This window comes from Jeongeupia chitinilytica, from assembly GCF_014652315.1.
GTDB lineage: Bacteria > Pseudomonadota > Gammaproteobacteria > Burkholderiales > Chitinibacteraceae > Jeongeupia > Jeongeupia chitinilytica.
The window spans coordinates 1-23281 of record NZ_BMYO01000012.1 but is presented as its reverse complement, the minus strand read 5'-3'; the positions used below and the strand labels follow the sequence as shown (position 1 = coordinate 23281).

The window sequence follows — 23281 nt, the reverse complement described above, 5'->3', positions numbered from 1 at the left end:
GAACGAGGAGCAGCGCCTGGCGTGCGGTCGAGTACCGAACCACGCAGCGACGGCTAGTCGATCGTCGCTTCGCGTGGCGACGCGAAGGCGATCGCCAGACCACCCGCGCCGATGTTGACACCGGCGGTGGTGCTCATTTCGGCCAGATGCACCTTCACGCCGTGGCGGGCCGCGACCTTGCACATGATCTGGTAGGCGTTCATGGTGTTCACCACGCGGGTGTCGCCGCCGTAGCTGACGCAGACGAGCGGGGCATCGAGCCCGGCTTCGATGTGGGCGATGGCGGTTGCAAACAGTTTGTCGACACCGGTATCGAAGCCGCGGACCTTGGCGACCGGATGGGTGTCGCCCTGATAGCCGCGGATCACCGGCTTGATGTCCAGCGCGCTGCCGAGCAGGTAGGCGGCAAGGCCGACGCTCTTGTCGCCCTTGCGCCGTGCCTGATGGCGCAACTGGGTCAGGTCGGCCGGGATGAGGAAGGCCTGCGTCGTCTGCGTCAGCCGTTCGATGTGGGCGATGATCCTGCTGGTCGTTGCCCCTTCGGCGGCAAGGCGGGCGACTTCGGCGACGATCAGCCCCTGCCCGGGAAACAGGTTCTGGCTGTCGAACACGCGCAGCGAAAACGGCTTGGCATGCCCCGCTGCTTCGCGGATCGGCCGGTAGTCGGTGAGCACGCCACGGGCGGCCTGGCTGGCATTGTCGAAAATCCGGCTGCGGGCATTCATCACCGTGATGCAGAACACGTAGTCGAAATCGACGACCAGCCGGTCGAGGAAGAGCGCGCGGATCTGTTCGATCGTCAGTGGCGCCGAGGTGAAGTCGGCCGCCAGTTGCAGCGCGTCGCGGTAGAACGCCCGGGTGGCCGCCGGATCGCGGTGATCGATGAAGCTGGTGCCGTCGCCCTGGATCGCGATCGGCATGATCTCGATGCCGTGGGCGTCGATGAAGTCGCGCGGCAGGTCGCAGCAGGAGTCGGTAACGACACCGATACGCATGGGGAAGTCCGGTTGTCAGGGTGGCCCAGATGGTTGCCAGCCCGCATGCCAGCGTCAACTAGGGGGCTGACCCTAGGCGTGCGTTTGTGCCGGTTGCGTCGTGGCGGAATGCGACAAAGCCGCCCGGAGGCGGCCTTGTCGGTGTTGCAGGACTGCGACGAAACTACTGCTTCGGCACCTCGGCCTCGCCGGAAGCCTGATCCCAAGGCAGCGGGACCTTGTTGCCGTTGAGCGTGAACGCGCCTTCGCTGAGCTTGGCATCGGCCGACAGCAGGTCGCCGTCGACCCGGATCAGTTTCTGCTCTGCCAGTCGGTTGATCTGGCCTTCGACGAACTGGCCGACCAGGTAGTCGAGATCGTCGTTCGAGATGCCCGAGTCGCTGCCGCCGAACATGTTGCGCGCCTGCCAGCTGGCCACGGTCTCGATCACCTTGCGCGGGACGTTGAAGTCGGCGCGGGCATCGAGCTTCCTGACGAGGTCGACCGGCTTGTCGAGGTCGGCGGCGACAAAACCCTTGAGGCCGACTTCGGCCGAGAAACGGATCGCACCGTCCGGCAGCTTGACGTTGAACGACTGGATGGCCAGCTTCGGGTCGTTGGTCAGCAGCGGCATGCCTTCGGTTTTCGCCAGCTTGACCACGGCCTCGGTGAACTGGTCGCGGGTCAGCTTCTGCTTCTGCAGCTTGGTCAGGCCGTCCGAGAGCTTGGCCAGCGTCGGGCCGTGCAGGTGGCTGGCGGTTGCGACCATTTCGGCCGGGCCGTAGGGCTTGCCGTCGAGCTGCAGCTTGTCGAGCGTGAAGCGCGCCAGACCGTCGATGTATTCGCCCTTTTCGCTGATCTGGCCGTTGTAGGCCAGTTGGTCCAGCTGCAGCTTCAGCGGCTGGCCTTCGAGCAGATTCAGGTTCAGCTGCTCGAGCTTGATGCCCGAGGTACCGATCATGATGCCGCTGCGGCCACGCTTGTGGTCGAGCGTGGCGCTGAGGTTCTGGAAGGCGAAGCTGCCCTTGTCCTTGGCTTCGCCGGTCAGTCCCGGTGCCAGTGCGGTCAGCTTGACGCTGTTGAAGTCGCCACCGTAGTCGAGCGTTGCGTCGAGGCCCAGCCACTTGGCCTTGATGCCGGAGATGGCTTCTTCATAGTCGAAGCTCGGCACCTTGATGCTCATGACGCCGTCGTCGGTGAAACCGATGCGGTTCTCGATCTGGATCGGCTTCTGTTCGCCGAAGAAGCGCGACAGGAACTTCTGCGTCTCGGGCGAGAACTTGAATTCGGTCTCGACCACCGCCTTGTACGGGTGCAGGTTGAAATGGCCGAGCAGTGGCAGCGGGCCGTGGGTGACGTTCTGGGTATACCGGAGCTCGAACACCGGCAGCGGCTCGCCTTCGCGTTCGAGGAAGAAGCGGTAGTAGTCCGGGTTGACCTGCAGCGTTGCCGTTTCGGTCGAACTGAACCAGCCACGGTGATAGCTGCGGTCCTTGACGATGAAGTACGGCAGGCTCGCCAGCCACTCGTGCTGTTTCTGCATGGTGTCCTGCGCGGCGCGCCCGGCGTACCAGGTTCCACCGACGTAGGCCACTGCAAGCGCGGCAACGGTGCCGATGCTGGCGATCAATACTTTGCGTTTCAACGTCCCACTCCCGGTTCGGCCCGGCAGGGCCGGGCCGCTTCAAAGGTCTATGTGAATCAGATGCGGCGCGCAAGTTCCTCGGCGCGGCCAAGATAGCTCGCCGGGGTCATGGCCTTCAGGCGGGCCTTCTCGTCGTCCGGAATCGCCAGACCGTCGATGAACACCGCCAGCGTTTCGCGCGTCATGCCGCGCTGGCCGCGGGTCAGCGCCTTCAGCTGCTCGTACGGATTCGGTACGGCGTAGCGGCGCATCACGGTCTGGATCGGCTCGGCCAGCACTTCCCAGTTGGCGTCGAGGTCGTCGAGCATGGCCTGACGGTTCACTTCCAGCTTGTTCAGGCCCTTGAGCGCCGAAACGTAGCCGAGCAGCGCATAGCCGAGGCCGACCCCCATGTTGCGCAGCACGGTCGAGTCGGTCAGGTCACGCTGCCAGCGCGACACCGGCAGCTTCTGGCTCAGATGCGTCAGCAGCGCGTTGGCGAGGCCGAGGTTGCCTTCGGAATTCTCGAAGTCGATCGGGTTGACCTTGTGCGGCATTGTCGAGCTGCCGACTTCGTTCTTGTTGACCTTCTGCTTGAAGAAGCCCAGCGAGATGTAGCCCCAGATGTCGCGGTTGGCATCGATCAGGATTGTGTTGACGCGCGCGAAGGTGTCGTAGAGCTCGCTCATGTAGTCGTGCGGCTCGATCTGGATCGTGTACGGGTTGAAGGTGATGCCGAGGCTTTCGACGAAGCGGCGGCAGAAGCCTTCCCAGTCGAAACCCGGGTATGCCGACAGGTGGGCGTTGTAGTTGCCGACCGCGCCGTTGATCTTGCCGAGGATTTCGATCTTTTCCAGCCGTGCCAGCTGACGTTCGAGTCGGTAGGCGATGTTGGCCATTTCCTTGCCCATCGTCGTCGGCGTGGCCGGCTGACCGTGGGTGCGGCTCATCATCGGCGCATCGGCCAGCGCATGTGCCAGTTCCTTGAACTTGGTGACGATCTCTTCGATGCGCGGCAGCAGCACGGTTTCGCGCGCGGCCTTGAGCATCAGCGCGTGGCTGAGGTTGTTGATGTCTTCCGAGGTGCAGGCGAAATGGATGAACTCGCTGGCGGCCGACACTTCGGCGTTGCCCGACAGGCGTTCCTTCATCCAGTACTCGACCGCCTTGACGTCATGGTTGGTCGTGCGTTCGATCGTCTTCACCTCGAGCGCGTGCTCCGGGCTGAAGCGGCTGACGAGCGAGTCGAGCTCGGCGATCGTCGCGGCCGAGAACGGCTTGATTTCGCCGATCGCCGGTTCGGCGGCCAGCGCCTTGAGCCAGGCGATTTCGACGGTGACGCGGCTCTTGACGAGCGCGTACTCGGAGAAGTGCGGACGCAGGTCGGCGAGCTGCTTTTCGTAACGGCCGTCGAGCGGGGAAAGGGCGGTCAGTGCGGACAATTCCATGGCGGAGCACACAAGCGGTTGAATCGAACGGGAAATTCTATCACAGACCGGGTGACCGCTTCGTGGCGTGCTGGCGGGGTGGAAATGACCGTCCGGACCGGCCGTCCGGCCGTTCATCGGCCCATGTTGCGATGCGGAAAATTGCCGTCGTGATCAAGGGTGTCGCGGATATTGCATTGCAATATGTCGGACAGGTGACAAGCACAATCGGGCCGTCGAGAATGGCCGGAAAACACGTACAAGAACCGAGGATGGAGAGCATGGACCGGATTACGCACCTTTCGCCCGACTGGCAGGGCTGGATTTCCGACAACCTGCAGCGCGGGTGTACCCCGATGTCGCTGGTCGAAGTCATGGTCGAGAAGAACTTCGAGCCGATGTTCGCCAATGCCGTGGTGTTCCAGCTGTCGAGCAATGCGGCACAGCCGGTGCCGCAGGGGGCCGGGGCGGCTTACCGCTATGAAGCGCCGCGCTTCAATCATGAAGGCAACGTCATCCGCACTGCCGACCGCGACGTCCGCATCGTCAGCCGCGTCGGCCAGCCGGTGATCGCCGTGCTCGACGGACTGCTGTCGGAAGAAGAGTGCGACGAGCTGATCCGCCAGTCCGAACGCAAACTCGAGCGCTCGACCATCGTCGATCCGCAGACCGGCAAGCACGAGGTGATTGCCGACCGCACCAGTTTTGGCACCTTTTTCACGCTGAACGAAAACGACTTCATCGCCAAGCTCGATGCCCGCATCGCTGCGGTGATGAACTGGCCGATCGAAAACGGCGAGGGCATCCAGATACTCAACTACAAGACCGCCGGCGAGTACAAGCCGCACTACGATTATTTTCCGGTCGCCGATCCGGGCAGCCAGGCGCATCTGGCCAATGGCGGCCAGCGCGTGTCGACCATGGTGATGTACCTGAACGATGTCGACGCCGGCGGAGAAACGATCTTCCCGGAGCTCGGCCTGTCGGTCGCGCCGAAGAAGGGCAGTGCGGTGTATTTCGAGTACACCAACAGCCACAGCGAGGTCGACCCGCTGACGCTGCACGGTGGCGCCCCGGTCACCGCCGGCGAGAAGTGGATCGCCACCAAATGGATGCGCCAGCGCCGTTTTGGTTGAGAGCCCTGTCCGTAAAAAAAGCCCCGCCAAGCGGGGCTTTTTGCTTTGGGCCGTGGCATTGCGCCCTGGCGGGTTCAGCACTGGTGCGGTTGCTTGGGCTCGAGCGACAGGTCCCAGAATGCGGCTTCGATCTTGTGACCGTCCGGATCCCGGACGAAACAGCCGAAGTACGGTTCGCCGTAGTACGGGCGCGGACCGGGTGCGCCGTCGCCAGTGGCGCCGGCCGCCATCGCTGCGTCGTAAAACGCCTGGACCGCGGCCTTGTCGGTGGCTGTGAATCCGATGTGTGTCCCGTTGCCGACATTGGCTGCAGTGCCGTCGATGGGGGTCTGGACCCAGAACTCCGGATAGTCGCGGCCGTAGGCTGCGGCGCCAGGGAACTGCTCGAGGCGTTTGCAGCCGAGCGCCGGCATGATCGCGTCGTAGAACGCGACTGCACGGTCGAAATCGTTGGTACCGAGCGAAACGTGGGACAGCAGCGGCAGATGGCTCATCGGCGTCTCCTTGCAGGTTGGGTCAGGCTTCGATTGTGCCATTGTCATCAGGTTCAAAACAGGTCTTGCTGCTGCGCCGCCCGGCCGGTGATTTGTGCGTCGACGCTGTCGTCGGCAAAACGCAGTGCGACCAGATCCCCCCGCTGCAGTTCACGGGCGTGCTGGACGACGCGGCCGTCGGGCGTTTCGACCAGTGCGTAGCCACGCGCCAGTACGGCATGCGGATTCAAGGCCGCTAGCCGTGCCGCCAGCGTGTCGAGGCGGCGCTGACCGGTGTCGTTGTACCGTGTCGTGGCCGATGCCAGCCGGCGTTGCAGTTCGGCCAGTCGCTGCGCATGCGTCGCAGTTTGCGGTTGCCGATGCGCGAGCCGCAGCGCCAGCCGGTCGAGTGCGGCACGGCGATCGGCAAACTGGCGCTGCCCGGCCTGGCCGAGACGCAGCGTCAGGCTGGCGAGCCGGTCGCGGCGCTGTGCCAGTGCTTCGCCCGGATGGCGGAGCCGCCGGCCGAGCTGGTCGACCAGTTGCATCCGGCTGTGCAATCCGCGTTCGAGCGCCCGGCGCAGCCGCGCCGACTGCTGGCTCAGCCGCAGCAGCCATTCGTCGCGATTCGGGCTTGCGAGTTCGGCCGCGGCGGTCGGCGTCGGTGCGCGGACGTCGGCGACGAAGTCGGCGATGGTGAAGTCGGTTTCGTGGCCGACGCCGGAGACGACCGGCATCGGGCTGGCGGCGATGGCGCGGGCGACGACTTCTTCATTGAAAGACCACAGGTCTTCGAGACTGCCGCCGCCACGGCAGACGATCAGGGTATCGACCTCGTTGCGTTTGGCTGCGTTGCGGATGGCCGCGGCAATGTCGTTGGCGGCGGTAGCACCCTGCACCGCAGTTGGGTAGATGATGACCGGCAGGCCGGGATGACGCCGTTTCAGCGTCGACAGCACGTCGCGCAGCGCGGCGGCCTTGGGTGAGGTCACGATGCCGATGGCGCGCGGAAATGCCGGCAGGGTGCGCTTGGTCGCCGCGTCGAACAGCCCTTCGGCGGCGAGCTTTTTCTTCAGTGCTTCGAACGCTTCAAACAGGTTGCCGACGCCGGCCGGGCGCATTGCCTCGACGGTCAGCTGATAGTCGCCGCGCGCTTCGTACAGCGACACGACCGCGCGGACCTCGACCTGCAGGCCTTCCTTCGGCTGGAAATCGAGCAACGCGGCACGATTGCGAAACATCACGCAGCGGACCTGTGCGCTGGCGTCCTTGAGACTGAAATAGCAGTGGCCGGAGTCGTAGCGTTTGAAATTGGAAATCTCGCCGGCGATCCAGCGTATCGGAAATGAGCCCTCCAGTAAGTCGCGAACCTGACGGTTGAGTTCGGTCACTGTAATGACATTGACGCTTGACTTTTGGGAAAACATCATCGTTTTTGGTCCTGTAATCCACAGAGGCCGCACTACGGCTGGCTTTGTGCCGATTGGCCGGAGTGTAGTTGAAGTTCTTGTTTCAACCTGCTGAATATATTGGGTATTTGTCGATTTTCGTTCGCGACGCCAATCGGGTGGCAGTGGTAGTGGGCATACTTTTGTGCAATTGCGCAAGGCGTTGTGCACATTGTTATCCACAGCCTGTGCGTAAGCGTCGAGCTGTCAGGTTGGGCGGCACCGGCCTGTACCCGCATAAGCTCATGTCCGTTGGCGCCATGGTGGTGGTCGGGCACGCATTGCACGTCAGCGTTCGCCCGCCCGGGAGCGTTGTTGCCCGCCCGCCGCGCCGGTACGCATTGCGGCTTTCGCGTTGTCGCCAATCCCGATACAGTTACGCGGTTTTCCGCATGCCTTTACCTGGGTTGATTCGCACATGCTCGCCATCATCGAGGCCGCCGGCTGGCCGATCTGGACCATTATCATCTGTTCCGTCACCGCGGTGACGATCATCATCGAGCGGCTGCTGTCGCTGCGCAAATCGGTGGTGCTGCCCGAAGGGCTGCTGGCCAAGTCGGTGCAGGAGTATCGCAGCAACGGCGTTTCGCCGGAGATGCTGAGCAAACTGGCGGCATCGAGCCCGCTCGGCCGGGTCCTCGCCGCCGGGCTGAAGAACGTCAAGAGCTCGCGCGACATCATGAAAGAGTCGATCGAGGAAACCGGCGCCGCCGTGGCGCACCAGCTCGAACGCTATCTGAACACGCTTGGCACGATTGCCGCCGTGACGCCGCTGCTGGGCCTGCTGGGCACCGTGATCGGCATGATCGAGATTTTCGGCGCCCAGTCGCCGACCGGCGGCAACAACCCGGCGGTGCTGGCGCACGGCATCTCGGTCGCGCTGTACAACACCGCCTCGGGCATCATGGTTGCCGTACCGGCGCTGATGTTCTACCGCTACTTCCGTGGCAAGATCGACGATTTCATCGTCGAGATGGAGCAGCAGGCGGTGAAGCTGGTCGAAGTCGTCCACGGCGACCGCAGCTGAGGCCACGACGATGAAATTTCGCAAGGGGCGCCATCGCGACGAGCCGGAGATCAACTTCATCCCGCTGATCGACGTGATGCTGGTGATCCTGATCTTCCTGATGGCGACGACGACATACTCGCGTTTCGCCGAGCTGAAGATCAACCTGCCCACGGCCGACGCCGAAAAGGTGGTCGACATGCCGCAATCGGTCCAGGTCGCGATTTCGGCGTCCGGCCAGTACAGCATCAACAATCAGGTCACCGCGTTCGGCAGCCAGGAAGCGTTTGCCGCCGAGTTGCGCCGCGCGGCCGGCGGCAACCAGGATCCGATGATCATCATCAACGCCGATTCGCAGGCGACGCACCAGAACGTCGTCAACGTGATGGAGGCGGCCAGGCTGGCCGGCTATGGCAAGCTGACCTTTGCCACGCAGACCGGAAAATAAGCGGTCGACGCACACGACAGAACGGGGCCGATGCCCCGTTTTGCTTTTTTGTCGCCCGATCAGGGCCAACGGGGATGTCGGATGAGCCTGCCCGACCGCATCTGGTACGGTACCCACCCGCTGAAGTGGGCGCTGGTGCCGCTGTCGCTGCTGTTTGCCGCGATCGGCGCGCTACGGCGCCGTCTGTTCCGGCGCGGAATCAAGCGGATCGCACGCCTGCCGGTCCCGGTCGTCGTCGTCGGCAACCTGACGGCGGGCGGCACCGGCAAGACGCCGCTGACGGCGTATCTGGCCCGCGAGCTGGTGGCGCACGGCTTTTCCCCGGGCATCGTCTCGCGCGGCTACGGCGGCCAGGCCGACGCTCCGACGCCGGTAGCGCCGGACAGCGATCCGGTACAGGCCGGCGACGAGCCGGTGCTGCTGGCGCGTGCCGCCGGTGTGCCGGTGTTCGTCTGCCGCGATCGCGCGGCGGCGGGCAGGGCATTGCTGGCCGCACATCCGCAGGTCGACGTGCTGCTGTGCGACGACGGCCTGCAGCACTACCGGCTCGGTCGCGATATCGAGCTGTGCGTTGTGGACGGCATGCGGCGCTTCGGCAACGGCTGGCAGTTGCCGGCCGGGCCGCTGCGCGAGCCGCAATCGCGTCTGGCCAGCGTCGATGCGGTGGTTGTCAACGGCGGCGCGGCCGGCGAGCTGCACCCGCGGCAGTTCGACATGACCCTGAAACCGGGGCGGCTGTACCGGCTCGACGATCCGACGATCACCCGAGATGCCGACGACTTTGCCGGCGAAACGCTGGCGGCGGTCTGCGGCATCGGCAATCCGGCCCGCTTTTTCGCGACGCTGGCCGGGCTCGGACTGACGTTTGCCCGTCACGCCTTCGCCGATCACCATGCCTACACCGTGGACGAGTTGCCGCCCGGCACGCTGCTGACCACCGAGAAGGATGCGGTCAAACTGGCCGCCCGGCCGGAGATCAGGGCTGAGGGTGCTAGAATCTGGGTTTTACCGGTCAACGCCATGCTGTCCCCGGACCTGGGGCAATGGCTCGCAACAAGGCTGCAAAATGGACGCAAAGCTGCTTGAAATCCTCGTCTGCCCGGTCTGCAAGGGCCCGCTCGTCTTCGACAAGACGAAGCAGGAGCTGATCTGCAAGGGCGACCGTCTCGCATACCCGATCCGCGACGGCATCCCGGTGATGCTCGAAGGCGAGGCGCGCGAACTTGATCCGACCGAAGAAGTCGGCGGCTGAGTCGCGGAGCCCAACATGAACTTCACGGTGATCGTTCCGGCGCGACTGAAGTCGACCCGGCTGCCGGACAAACCGCTGGCCGACATCGGCGGCAAGCCGATGATCGTCCGCGTCGTCGAACAGGCGCTGCAGTCGAACGCAAAGCTGGTCGTGGTCGCGACCGACGACATGCGCATCCAGGATGCCGTGGCGCTCGCCGGTTATGCCTGCGTGCTGACGCGCGCCGATCATCCGTCGGGCACCGACCGGCTGGCCGAGGCGGTCGACCGGCTCGGGCTGACCGACGACGAGATCGTCGTCAACGTGCAGGGTGACGAGCCGCTGATCGATCCGCAACTGATCGACGCCGTCGCCGCCACGCTGGCCGCCGATCCGGCGTTGCCGATGGCGACGGCGAGTCATGCGATCGCCGGGGTCGACGACTTCCTCAACCCGAACGTTGTCAAGGTCGTCACCGATGCGGCGGGCCGCGCGCTGTACTTCAGCCGTGCGCCGATCCCCTGGCCACGCGACGCGTTCGCCGCCGACCGCAGCCGGTTGCCCGATGGCGTGGTGCCGCAGCGGCACATCGGCATCTACGCGTATCGGGCCGGATTCCTGCGGACTTACCGCGATCTGTCGCCTTCACCGCTCGAAGGGATCGAAGCGCTGGAACAGCTGCGGGTGCTGTGGCATGGTTACGGCATCGGTGTTCATGTTGCAGCGCACGCACCGGCTGCCGGCGTCGATACGCCGGAAGACCTCGAACGCGTGCGGCAACTGCTGGCACAACAGAATTACTAACCACTAAAAACAGAGACCACGATGAAACTGATCCTCCTCGGCGCGCCCGGCGCAGGCAAGGGCACGCAGGCGAACTACATCAAGGAAAAGTTCGGCATCCCGCAAATCTCCACCGGCGACATGCTGCGCGCGGCGGTCAAGGCCGGCACGCCGCTGGGCCTCGAAGCCAAGGCGATCATGGATGCGGGCGGTCTGGTGCGTGACGACATCATCATCGGTCTCGTGAAGGAACGCATTGCCGAGGCCGACTGCGCCAACGGCTTCCTGTTCGACGGTTTCCCGCGCACCATTCCGCAGGCCGAAGCCATGCGCGAAGCCGGCGTCGACATCGACTACGTGGTCGAGATCGCCGTGCCGGACGAAGCCATTGTCGAACGGATGGCCGGCCGCCGCGTGCATCCGGCGTCGGGCCGCAGCTACCACGTCAAGTTCAACCCGCCCAAGGTCGAAGGCAAGGACGACGTGACCGGCGAGGACCTGATCCAGCGCGACGACGACCACGAAGAGACCGTGAAGAAGCGTCTGGCCGTGTACCACGAGCAGACCGCGGTGCTGGTCGGCTTCTACGGCCAGTTGGCCGCGTCGGGCGACGTGAAGGCGCCGAAGTACGTCAAGGTCGACGGCATCGGCGCCGTCGAAACGATCCGCGACAACATCTTCAAAGCACTGGCCTGATCGTCGGCGCTTTGCTTGCAACGCCCCGCATTGCGGGGCGTTGTCGTATCCGCTGCCGGAATCCCCGATGCGCCTGTCCGTCCTGCTGCCTTACTTCAACACGCCGTGGCCGTTGCTGCGGGCCCAGCTCGATTCGATCGCCGCGGCCGATCTGCGCGGCTTTGCCGGCGTCGAACTCGTGCTGGTCGACGACGGTTCGGCACCGACGCTGGCCGACGCGGTCGATGCCTGGGCCGGCAGGGCGCCGTTCGTCGTGCGCCACCTGCGCCACGACGGCAACCGCGGCCTTGCCAATGCGCTGAACACCGCGATGGCGCAGGCCACGGGCGACTGGCTGGCGTTTGCCGACGGCGACGACCTGACCCACCCGCAGCGCTTTGCCGTACAGGCAGCCTATCTGGCGGCGCATCCCGATCTGGTCGCTGCCGGTGCCGACATGATCGAACTGGCGCCGGACGGCACCCGCGGACGTTGCCGGCGTTTCCCGGTCGACGATGCCGCGATCCGCGTCGAGTTGCTGTTCTATTGCGCGATGGCCCAGCCGGCGCTGATGCTGCGTCGCTCCGCGTGGGGGGCGCTCGACGTCTGGCGCACGCCGGGCACCGGCATGGCCGAAGACTGGGATTTCTTCGTGCGGCTCGCCGAGCGCGGCCGGCTCGGCAATTGCGGACAGCCGCTGGTCGATTACCGGCTGCATCCGGCGCAGATGACCGCCACGTTGTCGGCCGCGACGCCGCATCCTGCCGTACTGGCACTGTGGCGACGCCAGCTGGTCGCGCTGGGCGTGCCCGTCGACGACGGCCTGCTGGCGGTGCATGCCGCGCTGTCACCGTACTGGTCGTGGCCGTACGGCGATACCGCGGCCCGGCTGGCGCCGGGCGAGGTCCGCCGCTGGCATGCGACATTGCTGGCTGCCAATGCCGTCAGCGGGCGCTATGACCCGGCGCGGCTGGCGGCGCGGCTGGCACCGCTCCTCGTGCGGGGATTGGGCGGTGACGGCGATGCGATGTACGACGCCTGTCCCGAGCGGCTGTTCGGGCCGGCGTGACGATCATCGGCCGGTTTTTGCCTGATCAGCCTTGCATGTTGCAACGCGGCTTATAAAAGAACTACGTCAGCTAATAGACGGGGTGAGAGATGAGCAAGCCGAGTGGGTATTCGGGCGAAATGGCGCTGCCGCAGCAGATCCTCGCCTATCCGCATGCGTGTCCGGGCTGTCGCCGCGCGTTCGACAGTTACGACGCCTTTGTCGCGCAGACCGCAGAGGCCGAGACACCGCCGTCGACCGACGTGCACGACGGTTCGGTCAGCCGCTGGCGACGTTGCAGCTGTGGCGCGGTGATGCAGACCTGTCAGGTCGAGCGTCGCAGTCACGGTGATCTGCGGGGCGAGTTCGATTACGTGCTCGATGCGCTGACCGCACAGGGCATGCCGCACGAGGACGTCAGGCTCGAGTTGCGCAAGGTCATGCGGGGCGATCCGGGCGAATTGCTGAACTGGCTTTACCGTTCGGTGGCGTAAGGCTGCGGCGCCTTCGTCGTCGCACTACAGCCAGTCGGCGTCGGGCAGCCCGGCAAAAACCTGACGAAGTCCGCTGCCCCAGGCAGTGCGGATCTGGTTGAAGTAGGGATTGTCGGCACTGATCCGGTACGGCTCGGCGGCGGCAAAACTGTCGGGCCGGTATTGCAGCAGGTCGATCGGCAGGTCGACCGACAGGTTGCTGCGTATCGTCGAGTCGAACGAGATCAGCGTGCATTTGGCCGCCTCGGCCAGCGGCGTGCGGTAGTGGACGACCCGGTCGATGATCGGCTTGCCGTACTTGGCTTCGCCGATCTGGAAATACGGCGTGTCTTCGCTCGCCTCGATGAAGTTGCCCTGCGGGTAGACGTTGAACAGCCGTGGTGCTTCGCCACGAATCTGGCCGCCGACAATGAAGGAGCCGCCGAAGTCGATACCCTGGTTCATGCCGTCGCTGCCCGCATCGCGGGCAATGACTTCGCGCAGGGGCGCGCCGACCAGCTCGGCGGCCTCGTACAGCGAGCGCACCGACAACAGGCTGGGGCCGTCACCGGTACTGCGGGCACGCAGCAGGCTGACCACGCTTTGCGTCGTCGCCAGATTGCCGGCGGCGAGCAGCACGACCAGCCGTTCGCCGGGTAGCGCGAACGCGTGCATCTTGCGGAACGTCGCAATGTGGTCGACCCCCGCGTTGGTGCGGGTGTCGGACGCAAACAGCAGACCGCTTTCCAGCCGCATGCCGACACAGTAGGTCATGGTGTTTCCCCTTGGTTTGCGCGGTCGTCGGCGTTCACTGGGACTGCTCGTGCTGCGCGGCCAGACTGACACGGGCATGCGAATCCATCGTTTCGGCGCCGCCGCCACGGCGCAGTCCGCGGACCGGTCCGGCCTCCAGATAGTCGAGGCCGACGGCCAGACGCACGTAGCGCTCGTCCGGGCGGCAGGCGTTGCTGACATCGTAGCCGTGCCAGCCGTCGCGGCACCAGGCCTCGGCCCATGCGTGACTGGCGATGTGATGGTCGTGCTCGGTGTACAGATAACCGCTGACGTAGCGGGCCGGCACGCCGAGCGTGCGGCAGGCGGCGACGAAGGCGTGCGCATGGTCCTGGCAGACGCCGGCGCCGAGTGCGAAGCCCTGCGCCGCAGTGGTCGTGCTGTCGGTGGCGCCCGGCGTATAGGGCATGCGGTCGAGTAGGTCGGCCATCAGGTCGCTCAGCGCCGGTCCGCCATGACGGCCGACGTGGTCGCGATAACGCGCGGCAAAACTCCGGAGTGCGCCGTCGGCCTGCGTCAGCGGCGTGCTGCGCAGGAAGGGTAGCGGCGAGCGCGCCGTATGGCGTGGCGCGTCGCGCGGGCCGGTCTCGACGATGCCGGCGGCGAGCAGGCGGATTTCCTGGTGCCGTCCGGCCAATCCGAGCAGGTGCTCGACATTGCCGTAGCCGTCGCGTCCGGCGCTGGCGGGCGCGGGCAGCGTCAGTTGCCAGCCGAGGACCTGCTGGCCGCTGTCGCTTTGCGGCGTGAGCCGCAGCAGCTGCATGCTGTACTGCACCGGCTCGGTGTAGCGGTAGACGGTTTCGTGCTGGATGGCGAGCTTCATCGCGGTTCCGCTTCAGGCTGCCTTGAGATAGGCATCATAGATCCGCTCGCCCAGGGTGTTGATGTCGATGAGCCGCTGGTTCAGGTAGTCGTGCAGGCCGAACCGGAGAATCTCGTCGGCGCGGACGAAGTGCAGCTCGTTGCGGATGGCGTTGGCGTCGCGCTGCGCCACGCGGCTGTCCTCGCCTTCGATCTGCGCGAGGATCTTGCAGATGGCTTCCATGCTGGCGCGCAGCGAACGCGGCAGCCGCGGCGACAGCAGCAGCAGTTCGGTGACCGATTGGGCATTCGGTGGCTCGCGGTAGAGCTCGAGGTAGGCCTCGTACGCCGACAGTGCGCGCAGCAGCGCACTCCATGCGTAAAAGTCGTCGACGCCGTGGCCGCTGTCCATCAGGCTGGCCTTCACGTCGAGCAGCCGCGCGGTGTTGTCGGCGCGCTCGACGAAAGTGCCGAGCCGGACGAACGAATAGGCATCGCCGCGCAGTACCGTGCCATAGGCAACGCCGCGGAACAGGTGCGAGCGCTCCTTCACCCAGTCGAAGAATTCGCCGACATTGACCGCAGATGGCAGCTGTTTGGCCTGCAGCCACGTGGCGTTGATGTTCTCCCACATCTCGACCGGAATCTTGCCGCGCACCGCGTGGGCGTTCTCGCGCGCCAGTTTCAGGCACGAGACGATGCTGGCCGGGTTGTCGCGGTCGAGCGCCATGAAGTCGAACAGTGTCTGCGCGCTCAGCGTGTCGTGGCGGGTGTTGTACTGTTGCAGCGTTTCGGTGATCACCAGCGGTGCGCTCATCTCGGCACGCGCGCCTTTCGACTGCGGCAGCAGCGACAGGCTGAAGCTCACGTCGAGCAGGCGGGCCAGATTCTCGGCGCGCTCGAGGTAACGGCTCATCCAGTACAGGTGGTCGGCGGTGCGGCTGAGCATCATGATGGTTTCTCCCCGTTGTTGCGCCCTAGGCTTCGAGCACCCAGGCGTCCTTGGTCCCGCCGCCCTGCGACGAGTTGACGACCAGCGAGCCGCGCGTCAGTGCAACGCGCGACAGCCCGCCCGGGACGATGCGCACGTCCTTGCCCGACAGCACGAAGGGCCGCAGGTCGATGTGCCGCGGGGCGATGCCCTCGTCGACGAAGGTCGGGCAGGTCGACAGCGCCAGCGTCGGCTGGGCGATGTAGTTGGCCGGATCGGCGAGCAGCCGGGCGCGGAAGTCGTCGATGTCGGCGCGGCTCGCCTTCGGCCCGATCAGCATGCCGTAGCCGCCGGCGCCGTGGACTTCCTTGACGACCAGCTCATGGAGATGGGCCAGTACATGCGAGAGCTCGTCGGGCTTGCGGCACTGCCAGGTCGGCACGTTGTTGAGGACCGGCTCCTCCGACAGGTAGAAGCGGATCATTTCCGGCACGTAGGGGTAGATCGACTTGTCGTCGGCGACGCCGGTGCCGATGGCGTTGGCGAGGATCACGTTGCCCTTGCGGTAGGCCGACAGCAGACCCGGTACGCCGAGCATCGAATCGGCGCGAAACACCAGCGGATCGAGGTAGATGTCGTCGATCCGCCGGTAAATCACGTCGACCTGACGGGGGCCGGCCGTGGTGCGCATGTAGACGTGGTCGCGCTCGACGAACAGGTCGCGGCCCTCGACCAGCTCGACGCCCATCTGCTGCGCGAGAAAGGCGTGTTCGAAGTAGGCGCTGTTGTAATGCCCCGGCGTCATGACGACGACGGTCGGATTGTCGGCGTGCGTCGCCTCGCGCAGCGTATCGTGCAGCAGGCTCGGGTAGTGCTCGACCGGGGCGACCGCGTAGCGGGCGAACAGCTCGGGAAACAGCCGCATCATCATCTTGCGGTTCTCGAGCATGTAGCTGACGCCGGACGGCACGCGCAGGTTGTCCTCGAGCACGTAGTAGCCGCCGTCGGCATGGCGGATCACGTCGACGCCGGCAATGTGCGCATAGGTGCGGTGCGGCAGGTCCAGCCCCTGCATCGCGACCTGATACTGGTTGTTGACCATCACCTGCTCGGCCGGCACCAGCCCGGCGCGCAGGATGTGCTGCTCGTGGTAGATGTCGTGCAGGAAGGCGTTCAGCGCTGCGGTGCGCTGCCGGAGGCCGACCTCGAGCACCTGCCATTCGCTGGCCGGCAGGATGCGCGGAATCGTGTCGAACGGGATCAGCCGCTCGGACCCGCTGTCGTCGCCGTAGACGGCGAAGGTGATGCCGACGCGGTGGAACAGCAGTTCGGCCTCGTGGCGGCGCTGACCCAGCGTCTCCGGCGACTGCGCGGTCAGCCACTGGAGGAAGTCGCGGTAATGGCCGCGCGTTTCGCCGTCGTCGGCGAGCATCTCGTCAAAGCAGCCGGCGAGCGGGGGATGGATTCTGTGCATGGTGTGCTCCTGACTCCTGGCTACCCCTGATGTCCAGCAAGGAGCGTGCCCGGTTCCGGCGACGGTTTGACGGCCCCGGCGGCCGGTTGCACCATGGTTCATGCCCCGTCATGGTGCGCCCGACAACGCGGCGCACAGGGATTGCCCCATGTCGGAAACTCCCGATGGCCCGGGCTGCTGCACTGCGCCAAATTAATGAGGAAGAAACCCAGCTCGGAGCCGGCCATGCCGAAGAATGCGCTTTACGCCCAATCGGGCGGTGTCACCCCGGTCATCAACGCCTCAGCCTACGGCGTCATCAGCGCCGCACGGCGCCATCCCGACGTGATCGGGACCGTTTACGCCGCACAGAACGGCATCCTCGGTGCGCTCGACGAGGTGCTGATCGATACCGCTCAGCTGAGCGATGCCGACCTCGCTGCACTGAAGACGACGCCCGGCGGCGCCTTCGGTTCGTGCCGGCACAAGCTGCGCCACGGCGCCGAGCTGACGCGGCTGTTCGAACTCTTCGCCGCCCACGACATCGGTTACCTGTTCTACAACGGCGGCGGCGACTCGGCCGACACCTGCCTCAAGGTCGCCGAATTCGCCCAGTACCACGGCTACGACCTGACCGCGGTGCACGTGCCGAAGACCATCGACAATGACCTGCCGCACAGCGACTGCTCGCCGGGCTTCGGTTCGGTCGCCAAGTACGTCGGCACCGCGATCCGCGAAGCCGGCCTCGACGTGGCGTCGATGGCCGCCAGCTCGACCAAGGTCTTCATCCTCGAGGTGATGGGCCGCCACACCGGCTGGATCGCCGCTTCGGCCGGCCTTGCCGCGCAGGACAACGACGCGGCGCCGCACCTGATCCTGACGCCGGAAGTCGCGTTCGAGCCGGGCCGCTTCCTCAAGGCGGTGAAGGAAACGATCGCCCGCGTCGGCTACTGCACCATCGTCGCCGCCGAAGGCACGCGTGACGCCAAGGGCACCTTCCTGTCCGAAGCCGGTGGCGCCGATGCGTTCGGCCACATCCAGCTCGGCGGCGTCGCGCCGATCCTCGCCAGGCTGATCAAGGACGAGCTCGGCCACAAGTGCCACTGGGCCGTCGCCGACTACCTGCAGCGTGCCGCGCGGCACATCGCTTCGGCGACCGATCTGGCACAGGCGATCGCCGTGGGCGAGGCCGCGGTCGAATTCGCGGTCAAGGGCCAGCGCAGCGTGATGCCGGCGATCATCCGCGAAGACAGCGAGCCGTACCGCTGGCGCATCGACGCGGTGCCGCTGCACGACGTCGCCAACCGCGAAAAGCCGCTGCCGCGCGAATACCTCGATGCCGACGGCTGGCGCCTCTCGGCCGAAGGCCGTGCCTACTTTGCGCCGCTGATCGTCGGCGAGGCCCCGCCGCCGTTCGTCGACGGGCTGCCGGCGTATCCGCGCTGGCAATTTTCCCATCTGCCGAAAAAACTGATTCCGTTCGAGCGGGGCTAAGCGCTAGGGTTAGGGGATGATCGCCGCGATCTTCTCCTACGTCCTGGCCGCGCTGCTGGCGCTGCTGCCGATCACCAATCCGCTGTCGGCGGCACCGCTGGTGCTGTCGATCACGGCCGACCTCTCCGACGAGGAACGGCAGCGGCAGCTCAAGCGCGCCTGCATCTACATGGCCGAGATCCTGATCGTGTTCCTGCTCGTCGGGGCACTGATCATGGATTTCTTCAGCATTTCGATTCCGGGCTTGCGGATCGCCGGCGGACTGATCATCAGCTACCTCGGTTTCCGGATGCTGTTTCCCCCCGAGAACGGCCCGCTGCCGAATGCGGCGAAGCAGGAAGCCAAGCGCAAACAGGACGTCTCGTTCACGCCGCTGGCGATGCCGTCGCTGGCGGGCCCGGGGTCGATCGCCGCGGTGATCTCGCTGTCGTCGACGATCCACAACAGCACGGTGCTGCCGTTGTGGCTCGGTTATGCGTCGGTCTGCGTCGGCATCATGCTGACCGCGCTGATCAACTGGCTGCTGCTGCGTGTGGCGTTCAAGCTGTACTGGAAGCTTGGCGAAACCGGCCTCAATGCCATCGCCCGCCTGATGGGCTTCTTCCTGATCTGCATCGGCATCCAGTTCTTCATCGACGGCATCGCCGGCCTGCTGCGGGACCCGTCGTTCTGGCCGGGCGCTGGGCGCTGACCGGCGGACCTGAACGAAAAAAACGGCCTCGGAGGGCCGGTTTTTCGTTACTGCAGCAGCCGGCCGAAGCCCAGCGGCACACCGGTGCGCTCGACCATGTCATGGCGGCTGACGCCGGGTGCGAGCTCGATCACGTCGATGCCGTCCGGCCCGACCTGCAGCACCCCCAGATCGGTGACGATCAGGTCGACGACACCGACGCCGGTCAGCGGCAGGGTGCAGTGCGGCAGGATCTTCTGCTCTTCGCTGCCGTCCTTTTTCCGGGCGACATGCTCCATCAGCACGATGACCCGGCCGACACCGGCAACGAGGTCCATGGCGCCGCCCATGCCCTTGACCATCTTGCCGGGAATCATCCAGTTGGCGAGGTCGCCGGATTCGCTGACCTGCATCGCGCCGAGGATCGCCAGGTTGATCTTGCCGCCGCGGATCATCCCGAACGAATCGGCCGAGCTGAACGTCGCCGAACCGGGCAGGGCGGTAATCGTCTGCTTGCCGGCGTTGATCAGGTCGGCGTCGACGTCCGCGTCGAGCGGGAACGGGCCGATGCCCAGCAGCCCGTTCTCCGACTGCAGCCAGACGTCGATCCCGTCGGGAATGTGGTTGGCGACCAAGGTCGGCAGGCCGATGCCGAGGTTCACGTAAAAGCCGTCCTGCAGTTCCTGTGCCGCACGGGCGGCCATCTGTTCGCGGGTCCAGGGCATGTCAGTCTCCTTGGCGCGTGGTGCGCTGTTCGATGCGTTTTTCCGGTCGCGGGTTGTGCACCAGCCGGTGGACGAAGATGCCCGGCGTGTGGATCTCGTCCGGATCGAGTTCGCCGGGCGCGACGATGATCTCGGCCTCGGCGACGGTGATCCGCCCGGCGGTGGCGACGTTCGGGTTGAAGTTGCGCGCGGTGCGCCGGTAGACGAGGTTGCCGGCGGTATCGGCTTTCCAGGCCTTGACCAGAGCGATGTCGGCGACCAGTGCGTGTTCGAGGATGTGGGGCACGCCGCCGAAATCCCGGACTTCCTTGCCTTCGGCGACCAGCGTGCCGTAGCCGGTGCGGGTGAAGAAGGCCGGGATGCCGGCACCGCCGGCGCGCAGCTTCTCGGCGAGCGTGCCTTGCGGCGTGAATTCGAGCTCGAGTTCGCCGGCGAGGTACTGGCGCTCGAACTCCTTGTTCTCGCCGACATAGGACGAAATCATTTTCCTGATCTGGCGTGACTCCAGCAGTTGGCCGAGGCCGAAGCCGTCGACGCCGGCATTGTTGGAAATGGCCGTCAGATTGCGCACGCCACTGTCGCGCAGTGCGGCAATCAGGACTTCGGGAATGCCGCAAAGACCGAAGCCGCCGACGGCGATGGTCTGGCCGTCGCGGATGATGTCGACCAGCGCACTGGCCGCATCGGTAAAGAGCTTGTTCATGAGGTGCCTCTTGAAGCGGGAGGATTTGGGGCATCAAAACGGGACAAACCGGTCTTGGCGGGCGAGCGGGCCAAAGCGGCTCGGTTCCGCCCTAAGCACGGGAACGGCAATGAACTCGATGTCCCTGAGGACGATCCGAAGGTAGCCCCGCGGGGGGCCGCGCACCGGACGGAAGCGAAATGCACAGGCGCAGCCGCCCGATGAGGCCGGTTTACTGGGCGGCCCAGCCGCCGTCGATGTTCCACGCCGCGCCGCGTACCTGTGCCGCCGCATCGCTGCACAGGAACAGGGTCAGCGCGCCGAGCTGCTCGGGCGTGACGAAATCGCCCGACGGCTGCTTTTCCAGCAACAGCGCTTTCTGCTCGGTGGCGAAGTCACGGCCGCTCCGGTTGGCGCGGGTGTCGATCTGCTGATGGACCAGTGGTGTCAGTACCCAGCCCGGACACAGTGCGTTGCAGGTGATTGCGGTGCCGGCGGTTTCGAGCGCGACCGCCTTGGTCAGCCCGACCAGACCGTGCTTGGCGGCAACGTAGGCCGACTTGTTGGCCGAGGCGACGAGGCCGTGCACCGAGGCGATGTTGACGATGCGGCCCCAGCCCTTCGCCAGCATGGCAGGGAGCGCCAGCCGCGTGGTGTGGAACGCCGAGGACAGGTTGATGGCGAGGATTGCGTCCCATTTTTCGGGCGGAAAATCGATCAGCGGCGCAACGTGCTGGATGCCGGCGTTGTTGACGACGATGTCGGCGCCGCCGAACTCGCTCGCGGCGAAACGCATCAGCGCCTCGATTTCCTCGGGTCGGCTCATGTCGGCGCCATGGTGGCGGACCCTGACGCCGAGCCGCTCGATCTGGCTGATCGCAGCTTCGACGTCACCGAAGCCATTGAGCAGGATGTTGGCGCCGTCCTGCGCCAGCGTTTTTGCAATGCCGAGGCCGATGCCGCTGGTCGAGCCGGTGACGAGGGCGGTCTTGCCTTTCAGTGCGCTCATGTCGGTTTCCTCAGACCAAGCCGGTCAGGTAGTAGGTGGCAATGACGACGAAAACCGCGAGCGTCTTGATCACCGTGACGGCGAAGATGTCGCGGTACGACTCGCGGTGGGTCAGGCCGGTGACCGCAAGTACGGTGATCACTGCGCCGTTGTGCGGCAGCGTGTCCATGCCGCCGCTGGCCATCGCGACGACGCGGTGCAGCACTTCGAGCGGAATGCCGGCAGCCTGGCAGGCGGCGATGAAGTGCTCGGACATCGCGGCCAGTGCGATGCTCATCCCGCCCGACGCCGAGCCGGTGATGCCGGCGAGCGAGCTGACGGTGACCGCGGCGTTGACCAGTGGGTTCGGGATGCTCTGCAGTGCCTCGCGGATGACGATGAAGCCCGGCAGCGCGGCGATAACCGCGCCGAAGCCGTACTCGGACGCGGTGTTCATCGCCGCGAGCATGGCGCCGCCAATCGCGGTCTTGGTACCTTCGGCGATCTTCTGCTTCACGGTGCCGAAGGCGGTGACGAGGACGAAGACGATGCCGAGGATCAGTGCGGCTTCGACCGCCCAGATCGCGGTGATTGCCGGAATTGCCGTCGTCACCGGCTTGGCCATGCCCGGCAGCGTCAGCACGTGCTCCTTGCCGTACCAGAGCGGGATCAGCTTTGTGAAGGCAAAGTTGGCGACACCGATCAGCACCAGCGGCGCAATCGCCAGCCACGGCGACGGCAGCTTGCTGGTATCGACCGGTTCGGGCTCGTTGACGAGGCTGGTGCCGTAGCCTTCACCCTTGGCCTGCAGCGAACGACGGCGCCAGTCGAGGTAGGCGATGCCGACGATGATGATGAAGATCGCGCCGATCACGCCCAGTGTCGGCGCGGCCCACGTGGTGGTCTTGAAGAAGGTCGTCGGGATGATGTTCTGGATCTGCGGCGTGCCGGGCAGTGCGTCCATCGTGAACGAGAAGGCGCCGAGGGCGATCACGCCCGGAATCAGCCGTTTCGGAATCCGGCTCTGGCGGAACAGCTCGGCCGCGAACGGGTAGACGGCGAAGACGACGACGAAGAGCGAGACGCCGCCGTAGGTCAGCAGTGCACAGACGACGACGATGACGGTGATCGCCCGGCTGGCACCGATCCAGCGGATCACCGCGGCGACGATGGCCTTGGAAAACCCCGAGAGCTCGACCAGCTTGCCGAACACCGAGCCGAGCAGGAAGACCGGGAAGTACAGCTTGATGAAGCCGACCATTTTTTCCATGAACACGCCGGAAAAGACCGGCGCCACCGCCGACGGATCGGTCAGCAGTACCGCGCCGAGCGCGGCGATCGGGGCCATCAGGATGACGCTGTAACCGCGGTAGGCGGCCAGCATCAGGAAAACCAGTGCGGCCAGTGCAATGACGAATGCCATGAATGCTCCTCCAGTGGATGTGTGCGAACGGTGGTGATCGTGCCCCTGTCACCACGCGTCGCGCCGGCTGCCGGCACGGAAGCCCCGTGCTGGTGCGCTGCCGGTATGGAAGCAGACTCCGTGCCAGGCCGGAATCGGCGTGCAGGCCGCACCGATGCTGGGGTCCTGGCCGGAGGATCCGATGGCGTGTCTCCGGATATAGACGGATCTCAGCGGTCGGGCGCACGAAAATAGCCATTGAAATCAGCGGTGTACTCGTCAATCTGGCGAAAGTCTCCGTATCGAGACGGTTGTCTCCAACTGGAGAATGCTGCCGTCGTGCGCGTGGCACTGGTTCCATGCTGCTTGAATGACGCTGTGTGCCCCATCGCGGCCATGACGGTATTGGCGCGTTCGGCGCCGGATGTACTTACGTTCGTTAGATAATTTCTTTCGTTTATCTTTAATTTATTGACTAGAAAAAATCGCGGTGTTGATAATCGCCGACTTACCTTTTACTTTCATCTCTGCCGATGGACCTCACCAGCCTGCTCGCGTCATTCGCCGCCGCGTTCAACCAGGACCAGCGCCTGTTGT

24 protein-coding genes are annotated in these 23281 nt (G+C 65.4%); 11 read left to right on the top strand and 13 right to left on the bottom strand.

From position 1 onward, the window contains the following. Window positions 1-53 precede the first annotated feature (53 nt). The 3 genes from IE097_RS18455 to purB all read right to left on the bottom strand — a co-directional run bounded on the left by IE097_RS18455 (window position 54) and on the right by purB (window position 4046). On the bottom strand, window positions 54-995 hold the full coding sequence (locus tag IE097_RS18455; protein WP_189462379.1) for a DegV family protein: 942 nt from the start codon (window positions 993-995) through the stop codon (window positions 54-56). A gap of 163 nt (window positions 996-1158) precedes the next feature. Then, window positions 1159-2619, bottom strand: coding sequence for a YdgA family protein (locus IE097_RS18450; protein ID WP_189462378.1), 1461 nt, complete (start codon window positions 2617-2619; stop codon window positions 1159-1161). A gap of 56 nt (window positions 2620-2675) precedes the next feature. Then, entirely contained in the window at window positions 2676-4046 is a 1371-nt protein-coding gene (purB, locus tag IE097_RS18445; RefSeq protein WP_189462377.1) for an adenylosuccinate lyase, read from the bottom strand. Window positions 4047-4306: 260 nt separating this feature from the next. Between purB and IE097_RS18440 the strand changes: the two genes are divergently transcribed. Then, the gene (locus IE097_RS18440) at window positions 4307-5161 is read left to right on the top strand and encodes a 2OG-Fe(II) oxygenase (protein ID WP_189462376.1); all 855 of its coding nucleotides are present in this window, start codon (window positions 4307-4309) and stop codon (window positions 5159-5161) included. A 74-nt stretch (window positions 5162-5235) separates the two neighbouring features. Here the strand turns inward: IE097_RS18440 and IE097_RS18435 are convergent, their stop codons facing one another. Both IE097_RS18435 and xseA read right to left on the bottom strand, forming a co-directional pair. After that, on the bottom strand, window positions 5236-5655 hold the full coding sequence (locus IE097_RS18435; protein ID WP_189462375.1) for a VOC family protein: 420 nt from the start codon (window positions 5653-5655) through the stop codon (window positions 5236-5238). A 53-nt stretch (window positions 5656-5708) separates the two neighbouring features. Beyond that, window positions 5709-7061: an exodeoxyribonuclease VII large subunit gene (gene xseA, locus IE097_RS18430; RefSeq protein ID WP_189462415.1), complete on the bottom strand. Its 1353-nt coding sequence runs from the start codon at window positions 7059-7061 to the stop codon at window positions 5709-5711. 439 nt (window positions 7062-7500) lie between these two features. Between xseA and IE097_RS18425 the strand changes: the two genes are divergently transcribed. From IE097_RS18425 to IE097_RS18390, 8 genes are all read left to right on the top strand, one after another. After that, window positions 7501-8109 (top strand): MotA/TolQ/ExbB proton channel family protein, encoded by a 609-nt coding sequence (locus IE097_RS18425; protein ID WP_189462374.1) that lies wholly within the window; start codon window positions 7501-7503, stop codon window positions 8107-8109. 10 nt (window positions 8110-8119) lie between these two features. After that, on the top strand, window positions 8120-8536 hold the full coding sequence (locus IE097_RS18420; protein ID WP_189462373.1) for an ExbD/TolR family protein: 417 nt from the start codon (window positions 8120-8122) through the stop codon (window positions 8534-8536). 81 nt (window positions 8537-8617) lie between these two features. Next, window positions 8618-9622: a tetraacyldisaccharide 4'-kinase gene (lpxK, locus tag IE097_RS18415; RefSeq protein WP_189462372.1), complete on the top strand. Its 1005-nt coding sequence runs from the start codon at window positions 8618-8620 to the stop codon at window positions 9620-9622. Beyond that, complete coding sequence (locus IE097_RS18410) at window positions 9603-9788, top strand: Trm112 family protein (RefSeq protein ID WP_189462371.1); 186 nt, start codon at window positions 9603-9605, stop codon at window positions 9786-9788. Before lpxK ends, IE097_RS18410 begins: the two co-directional genes overlap by 20 nt. Before the next feature lie 15 nt (window positions 9789-9803). Continuing rightward, the gene (gene kdsB / locus IE097_RS18405; protein WP_189462370.1) at window positions 9804-10571 is read left to right on the top strand and encodes a 3-deoxy-manno-octulosonate cytidylyltransferase; all 768 of its coding nucleotides are present in this window, start codon (window positions 9804-9806) and stop codon (window positions 10569-10571) included. Between the two features lie 21 nt (window positions 10572-10592). Next, window positions 10593-11246, top strand: a complete 654-nt coding sequence (gene adk, locus IE097_RS18400) for an adenylate kinase (protein ID WP_189462369.1) — start codon at window positions 10593-10595, stop codon at window positions 11244-11246. A gap of 67 nt (window positions 11247-11313) precedes the next feature. Next, complete coding sequence (locus IE097_RS18395; protein ID WP_189462368.1) at window positions 11314-12294, top strand: glycosyltransferase family 2 protein; 981 nt, start codon at window positions 11314-11316, stop codon at window positions 12292-12294. 89 nt (window positions 12295-12383) lie between these two features. Continuing rightward, window positions 12384-12767: a hypothetical protein gene (locus IE097_RS18390; protein WP_189462367.1), complete on the top strand. Its 384-nt coding sequence runs from the start codon at window positions 12384-12386 to the stop codon at window positions 12765-12767. Between the two features lie 24 nt (window positions 12768-12791). Here the strand turns inward: IE097_RS18390 and IE097_RS18385 are convergent, their stop codons facing one another. Genes IE097_RS18385 through IE097_RS18370 form a run of 4 tightly spaced genes read right to left on the bottom strand, consistent with a single transcriptional unit; the run spans window position 12792 to window position 16744 of the window. Beyond that, a complete protein-coding gene (locus IE097_RS18385; RefSeq protein ID WP_189462366.1) occupies window positions 12792-13520 on the bottom strand; it encodes a proteasome-type protease in 729 nt (242 codons plus the stop codon). A gap of 34 nt (window positions 13521-13554) precedes the next feature. Beyond that, window positions 13555-14361: a transglutaminase family protein gene (locus IE097_RS18380; protein WP_189462365.1), complete on the bottom strand. Its 807-nt coding sequence runs from the start codon at window positions 14359-14361 to the stop codon at window positions 13555-13557. A 12-nt stretch (window positions 14362-14373) separates the two neighbouring features. After that, window positions 14374-15291, bottom strand: a complete 918-nt coding sequence (locus IE097_RS18375; protein ID WP_229797659.1) for an alpha-E domain-containing protein — start codon at window positions 15289-15291, stop codon at window positions 14374-14376. A gap of 25 nt (window positions 15292-15316) precedes the next feature. Next, window positions 15317-16744: a circularly permuted type 2 ATP-grasp protein gene (locus IE097_RS18370; RefSeq protein WP_189462364.1), complete on the bottom strand. Its 1428-nt coding sequence runs from the start codon at window positions 16742-16744 to the stop codon at window positions 15317-15319. 225 nt (window positions 16745-16969) lie between these two features. Here IE097_RS18370 and IE097_RS18365 point away from each other — a divergent pair, with 225 nt between their 5' ends. Together IE097_RS18365 and IE097_RS18360 are read left to right on the top strand one after the other, a co-directional pair. Then, window positions 16970-18217 carry a 6-phosphofructokinase gene (locus tag IE097_RS18365; protein ID WP_189462363.1) on the top strand — a complete coding sequence of 416 codons (1248 nt, stop codon included), beginning with the start codon at window positions 16970-16972 and terminating at the stop codon, window positions 18215-18217. Between the two features lie 16 nt (window positions 18218-18233). Then, the gene (locus tag IE097_RS18360; protein ID WP_189462362.1) at window positions 18234-18908 is read left to right on the top strand and encodes a MarC family NAAT transporter; all 675 of its coding nucleotides are present in this window, start codon (window positions 18234-18236) and stop codon (window positions 18906-18908) included. A 47-nt stretch (window positions 18909-18955) separates the two neighbouring features. Here the strand turns inward: IE097_RS18360 and IE097_RS18355 are convergent, their stop codons facing one another. The 4 genes from IE097_RS18355 to IE097_RS18340 form a co-directional block, all read right to left on the bottom strand. Further along, a complete protein-coding gene (locus IE097_RS18355; RefSeq protein WP_189462361.1) occupies window positions 18956-19612 on the bottom strand; it encodes a 3-oxoacid CoA-transferase subunit B in 657 nt (218 codons plus the stop codon). A gap of 1 nt (window position 19613) precedes the next feature. Beyond that, the gene (locus IE097_RS18350; RefSeq protein ID WP_189462360.1) at window positions 19614-20315 is read right to left on the bottom strand and encodes a CoA transferase subunit A; all 702 of its coding nucleotides are present in this window, start codon (window positions 20313-20315) and stop codon (window positions 19614-19616) included. 211 nt (window positions 20316-20526) lie between these two features. Then, window positions 20527-21303 carry a 3-hydroxybutyrate dehydrogenase gene (locus tag IE097_RS18345; protein ID WP_189462359.1) on the bottom strand — a complete coding sequence of 259 codons (777 nt, stop codon included), beginning with the start codon at window positions 21301-21303 and terminating at the stop codon, window positions 20527-20529. Between the two features lie 10 nt (window positions 21304-21313). After that, window positions 21314-22705 carry a GntP family permease gene (locus IE097_RS18340; RefSeq protein ID WP_189462358.1) on the bottom strand — a complete coding sequence of 464 codons (1392 nt, stop codon included), beginning with the start codon at window positions 22703-22705 and terminating at the stop codon, window positions 21314-21316. Between the last annotated feature and the right edge of the window lie 576 nt (window positions 22706-23281).

Excerpts from the sequence above, each read along its gene's own strand:
- IE097_RS18375 (WP_229797659.1), bottom strand. The coding sequence starts at position 15,291 with ATGATGCTCAGCCGCACCGCCGACCACCTGTACTGGATGAGCCGTTAC.
- kdsB (WP_189462370.1), top strand. The coding sequence starts at position 9,804 with ATGAACTTCACGGTGATCGTTCCGGCGCGACTGAAGTCGACCCGGCTG.
- adk (WP_189462369.1), top strand. The coding sequence starts at position 10,593 with ATGAAACTGATCCTCCTCGGCGCGCCCGGCGCAGGCAAGGGCACGCAG.
- IE097_RS18425 (WP_189462374.1), top strand. The coding sequence starts at position 7,501 with ATGCTCGCCATCATCGAGGCCGCCGGCTGGCCGATCTGGACCATTATC.
- IE097_RS18350 (WP_189462360.1), bottom strand. The coding sequence starts at position 20,315 with ATGAACAAGCTCTTTACCGATGCGGCCAGTGCGCTGGTCGACATCATC.
- IE097_RS18435 (WP_189462375.1), bottom strand. The coding sequence starts at position 5,655 with ATGAGCCATCTGCCGCTGCTGTCCCACGTTTCGCTCGGTACCAACGAT.
- IE097_RS18345 (WP_189462359.1), bottom strand. The coding sequence starts at position 21,303 with ATGAGCGCACTGAAAGGCAAGACCGCCCTCGTCACCGGCTCGACCAGC.
- lpxK (WP_189462372.1), top strand. The coding sequence starts at position 8,618 with ATGAGCCTGCCCGACCGCATCTGGTACGGTACCCACCCGCTGAAGTGG.
- IE097_RS18370 (WP_189462364.1), bottom strand. The coding sequence starts at position 16,744 with ATGCACAGAATCCATCCCCCGCTCGCCGGCTGCTTTGACGAGATGCTC.
- IE097_RS18395 (WP_189462368.1), top strand. The coding sequence starts at position 11,314 with ATGCGCCTGTCCGTCCTGCTGCCTTACTTCAACACGCCGTGGCCGTTG.
- IE097_RS18420 (WP_189462373.1), top strand. The coding sequence starts at position 8,120 with ATGAAATTTCGCAAGGGGCGCCATCGCGACGAGCCGGAGATCAACTTC.
- IE097_RS18410 (WP_189462371.1), top strand. The coding sequence starts at position 9,603 with ATGGACGCAAAGCTGCTTGAAATCCTCGTCTGCCCGGTCTGCAAGGGC.
- IE097_RS18380 (WP_189462365.1), bottom strand. The coding sequence starts at position 14,361 with ATGAAGCTCGCCATCCAGCACGAAACCGTCTACCGCTACACCGAGCCG.
- IE097_RS18390 (WP_189462367.1), top strand. The coding sequence starts at position 12,384 with ATGAGCAAGCCGAGTGGGTATTCGGGCGAAATGGCGCTGCCGCAGCAG.
- purB (WP_189462377.1), bottom strand. The coding sequence starts at position 4,046 with ATGGAATTGTCCGCACTGACCGCCCTTTCCCCGCTCGACGGCCGTTAC.
- IE097_RS18385 (WP_189462366.1), bottom strand. The coding sequence starts at position 13,520 with ATGACCTACTGTGTCGGCATGCGGCTGGAAAGCGGTCTGCTGTTTGCG.
- IE097_RS18360 (WP_189462362.1), top strand. The coding sequence starts at position 18,234 with ATGATCGCCGCGATCTTCTCCTACGTCCTGGCCGCGCTGCTGGCGCTG.
- xseA (WP_189462415.1), bottom strand. The coding sequence starts at position 7,061 with ATGTTTTCCCAAAAGTCAAGCGTCAATGTCATTACAGTGACCGAACTC.
- IE097_RS18355 (WP_189462361.1), bottom strand. The coding sequence starts at position 19,612 with ATGCCCTGGACCCGCGAACAGATGGCCGCCCGTGCGGCACAGGAACTG.
- IE097_RS18340 (WP_189462358.1), bottom strand. The coding sequence starts at position 22,705 with ATGGCATTCGTCATTGCACTGGCCGCACTGGTTTTCCTGATGCTGGCC.
- IE097_RS18365 (WP_189462363.1), top strand. The coding sequence starts at position 16,970 with ATGCCGAAGAATGCGCTTTACGCCCAATCGGGCGGTGTCACCCCGGTC.
- IE097_RS18455 (WP_189462379.1), bottom strand. The coding sequence starts at position 995 with ATGCGTATCGGTGTCGTTACCGACTCCTGCTGCGACCTGCCGCGCGAC.
- IE097_RS18440 (WP_189462376.1), top strand. The coding sequence starts at position 4,307 with ATGGACCGGATTACGCACCTTTCGCCCGACTGGCAGGGCTGGATTTCC.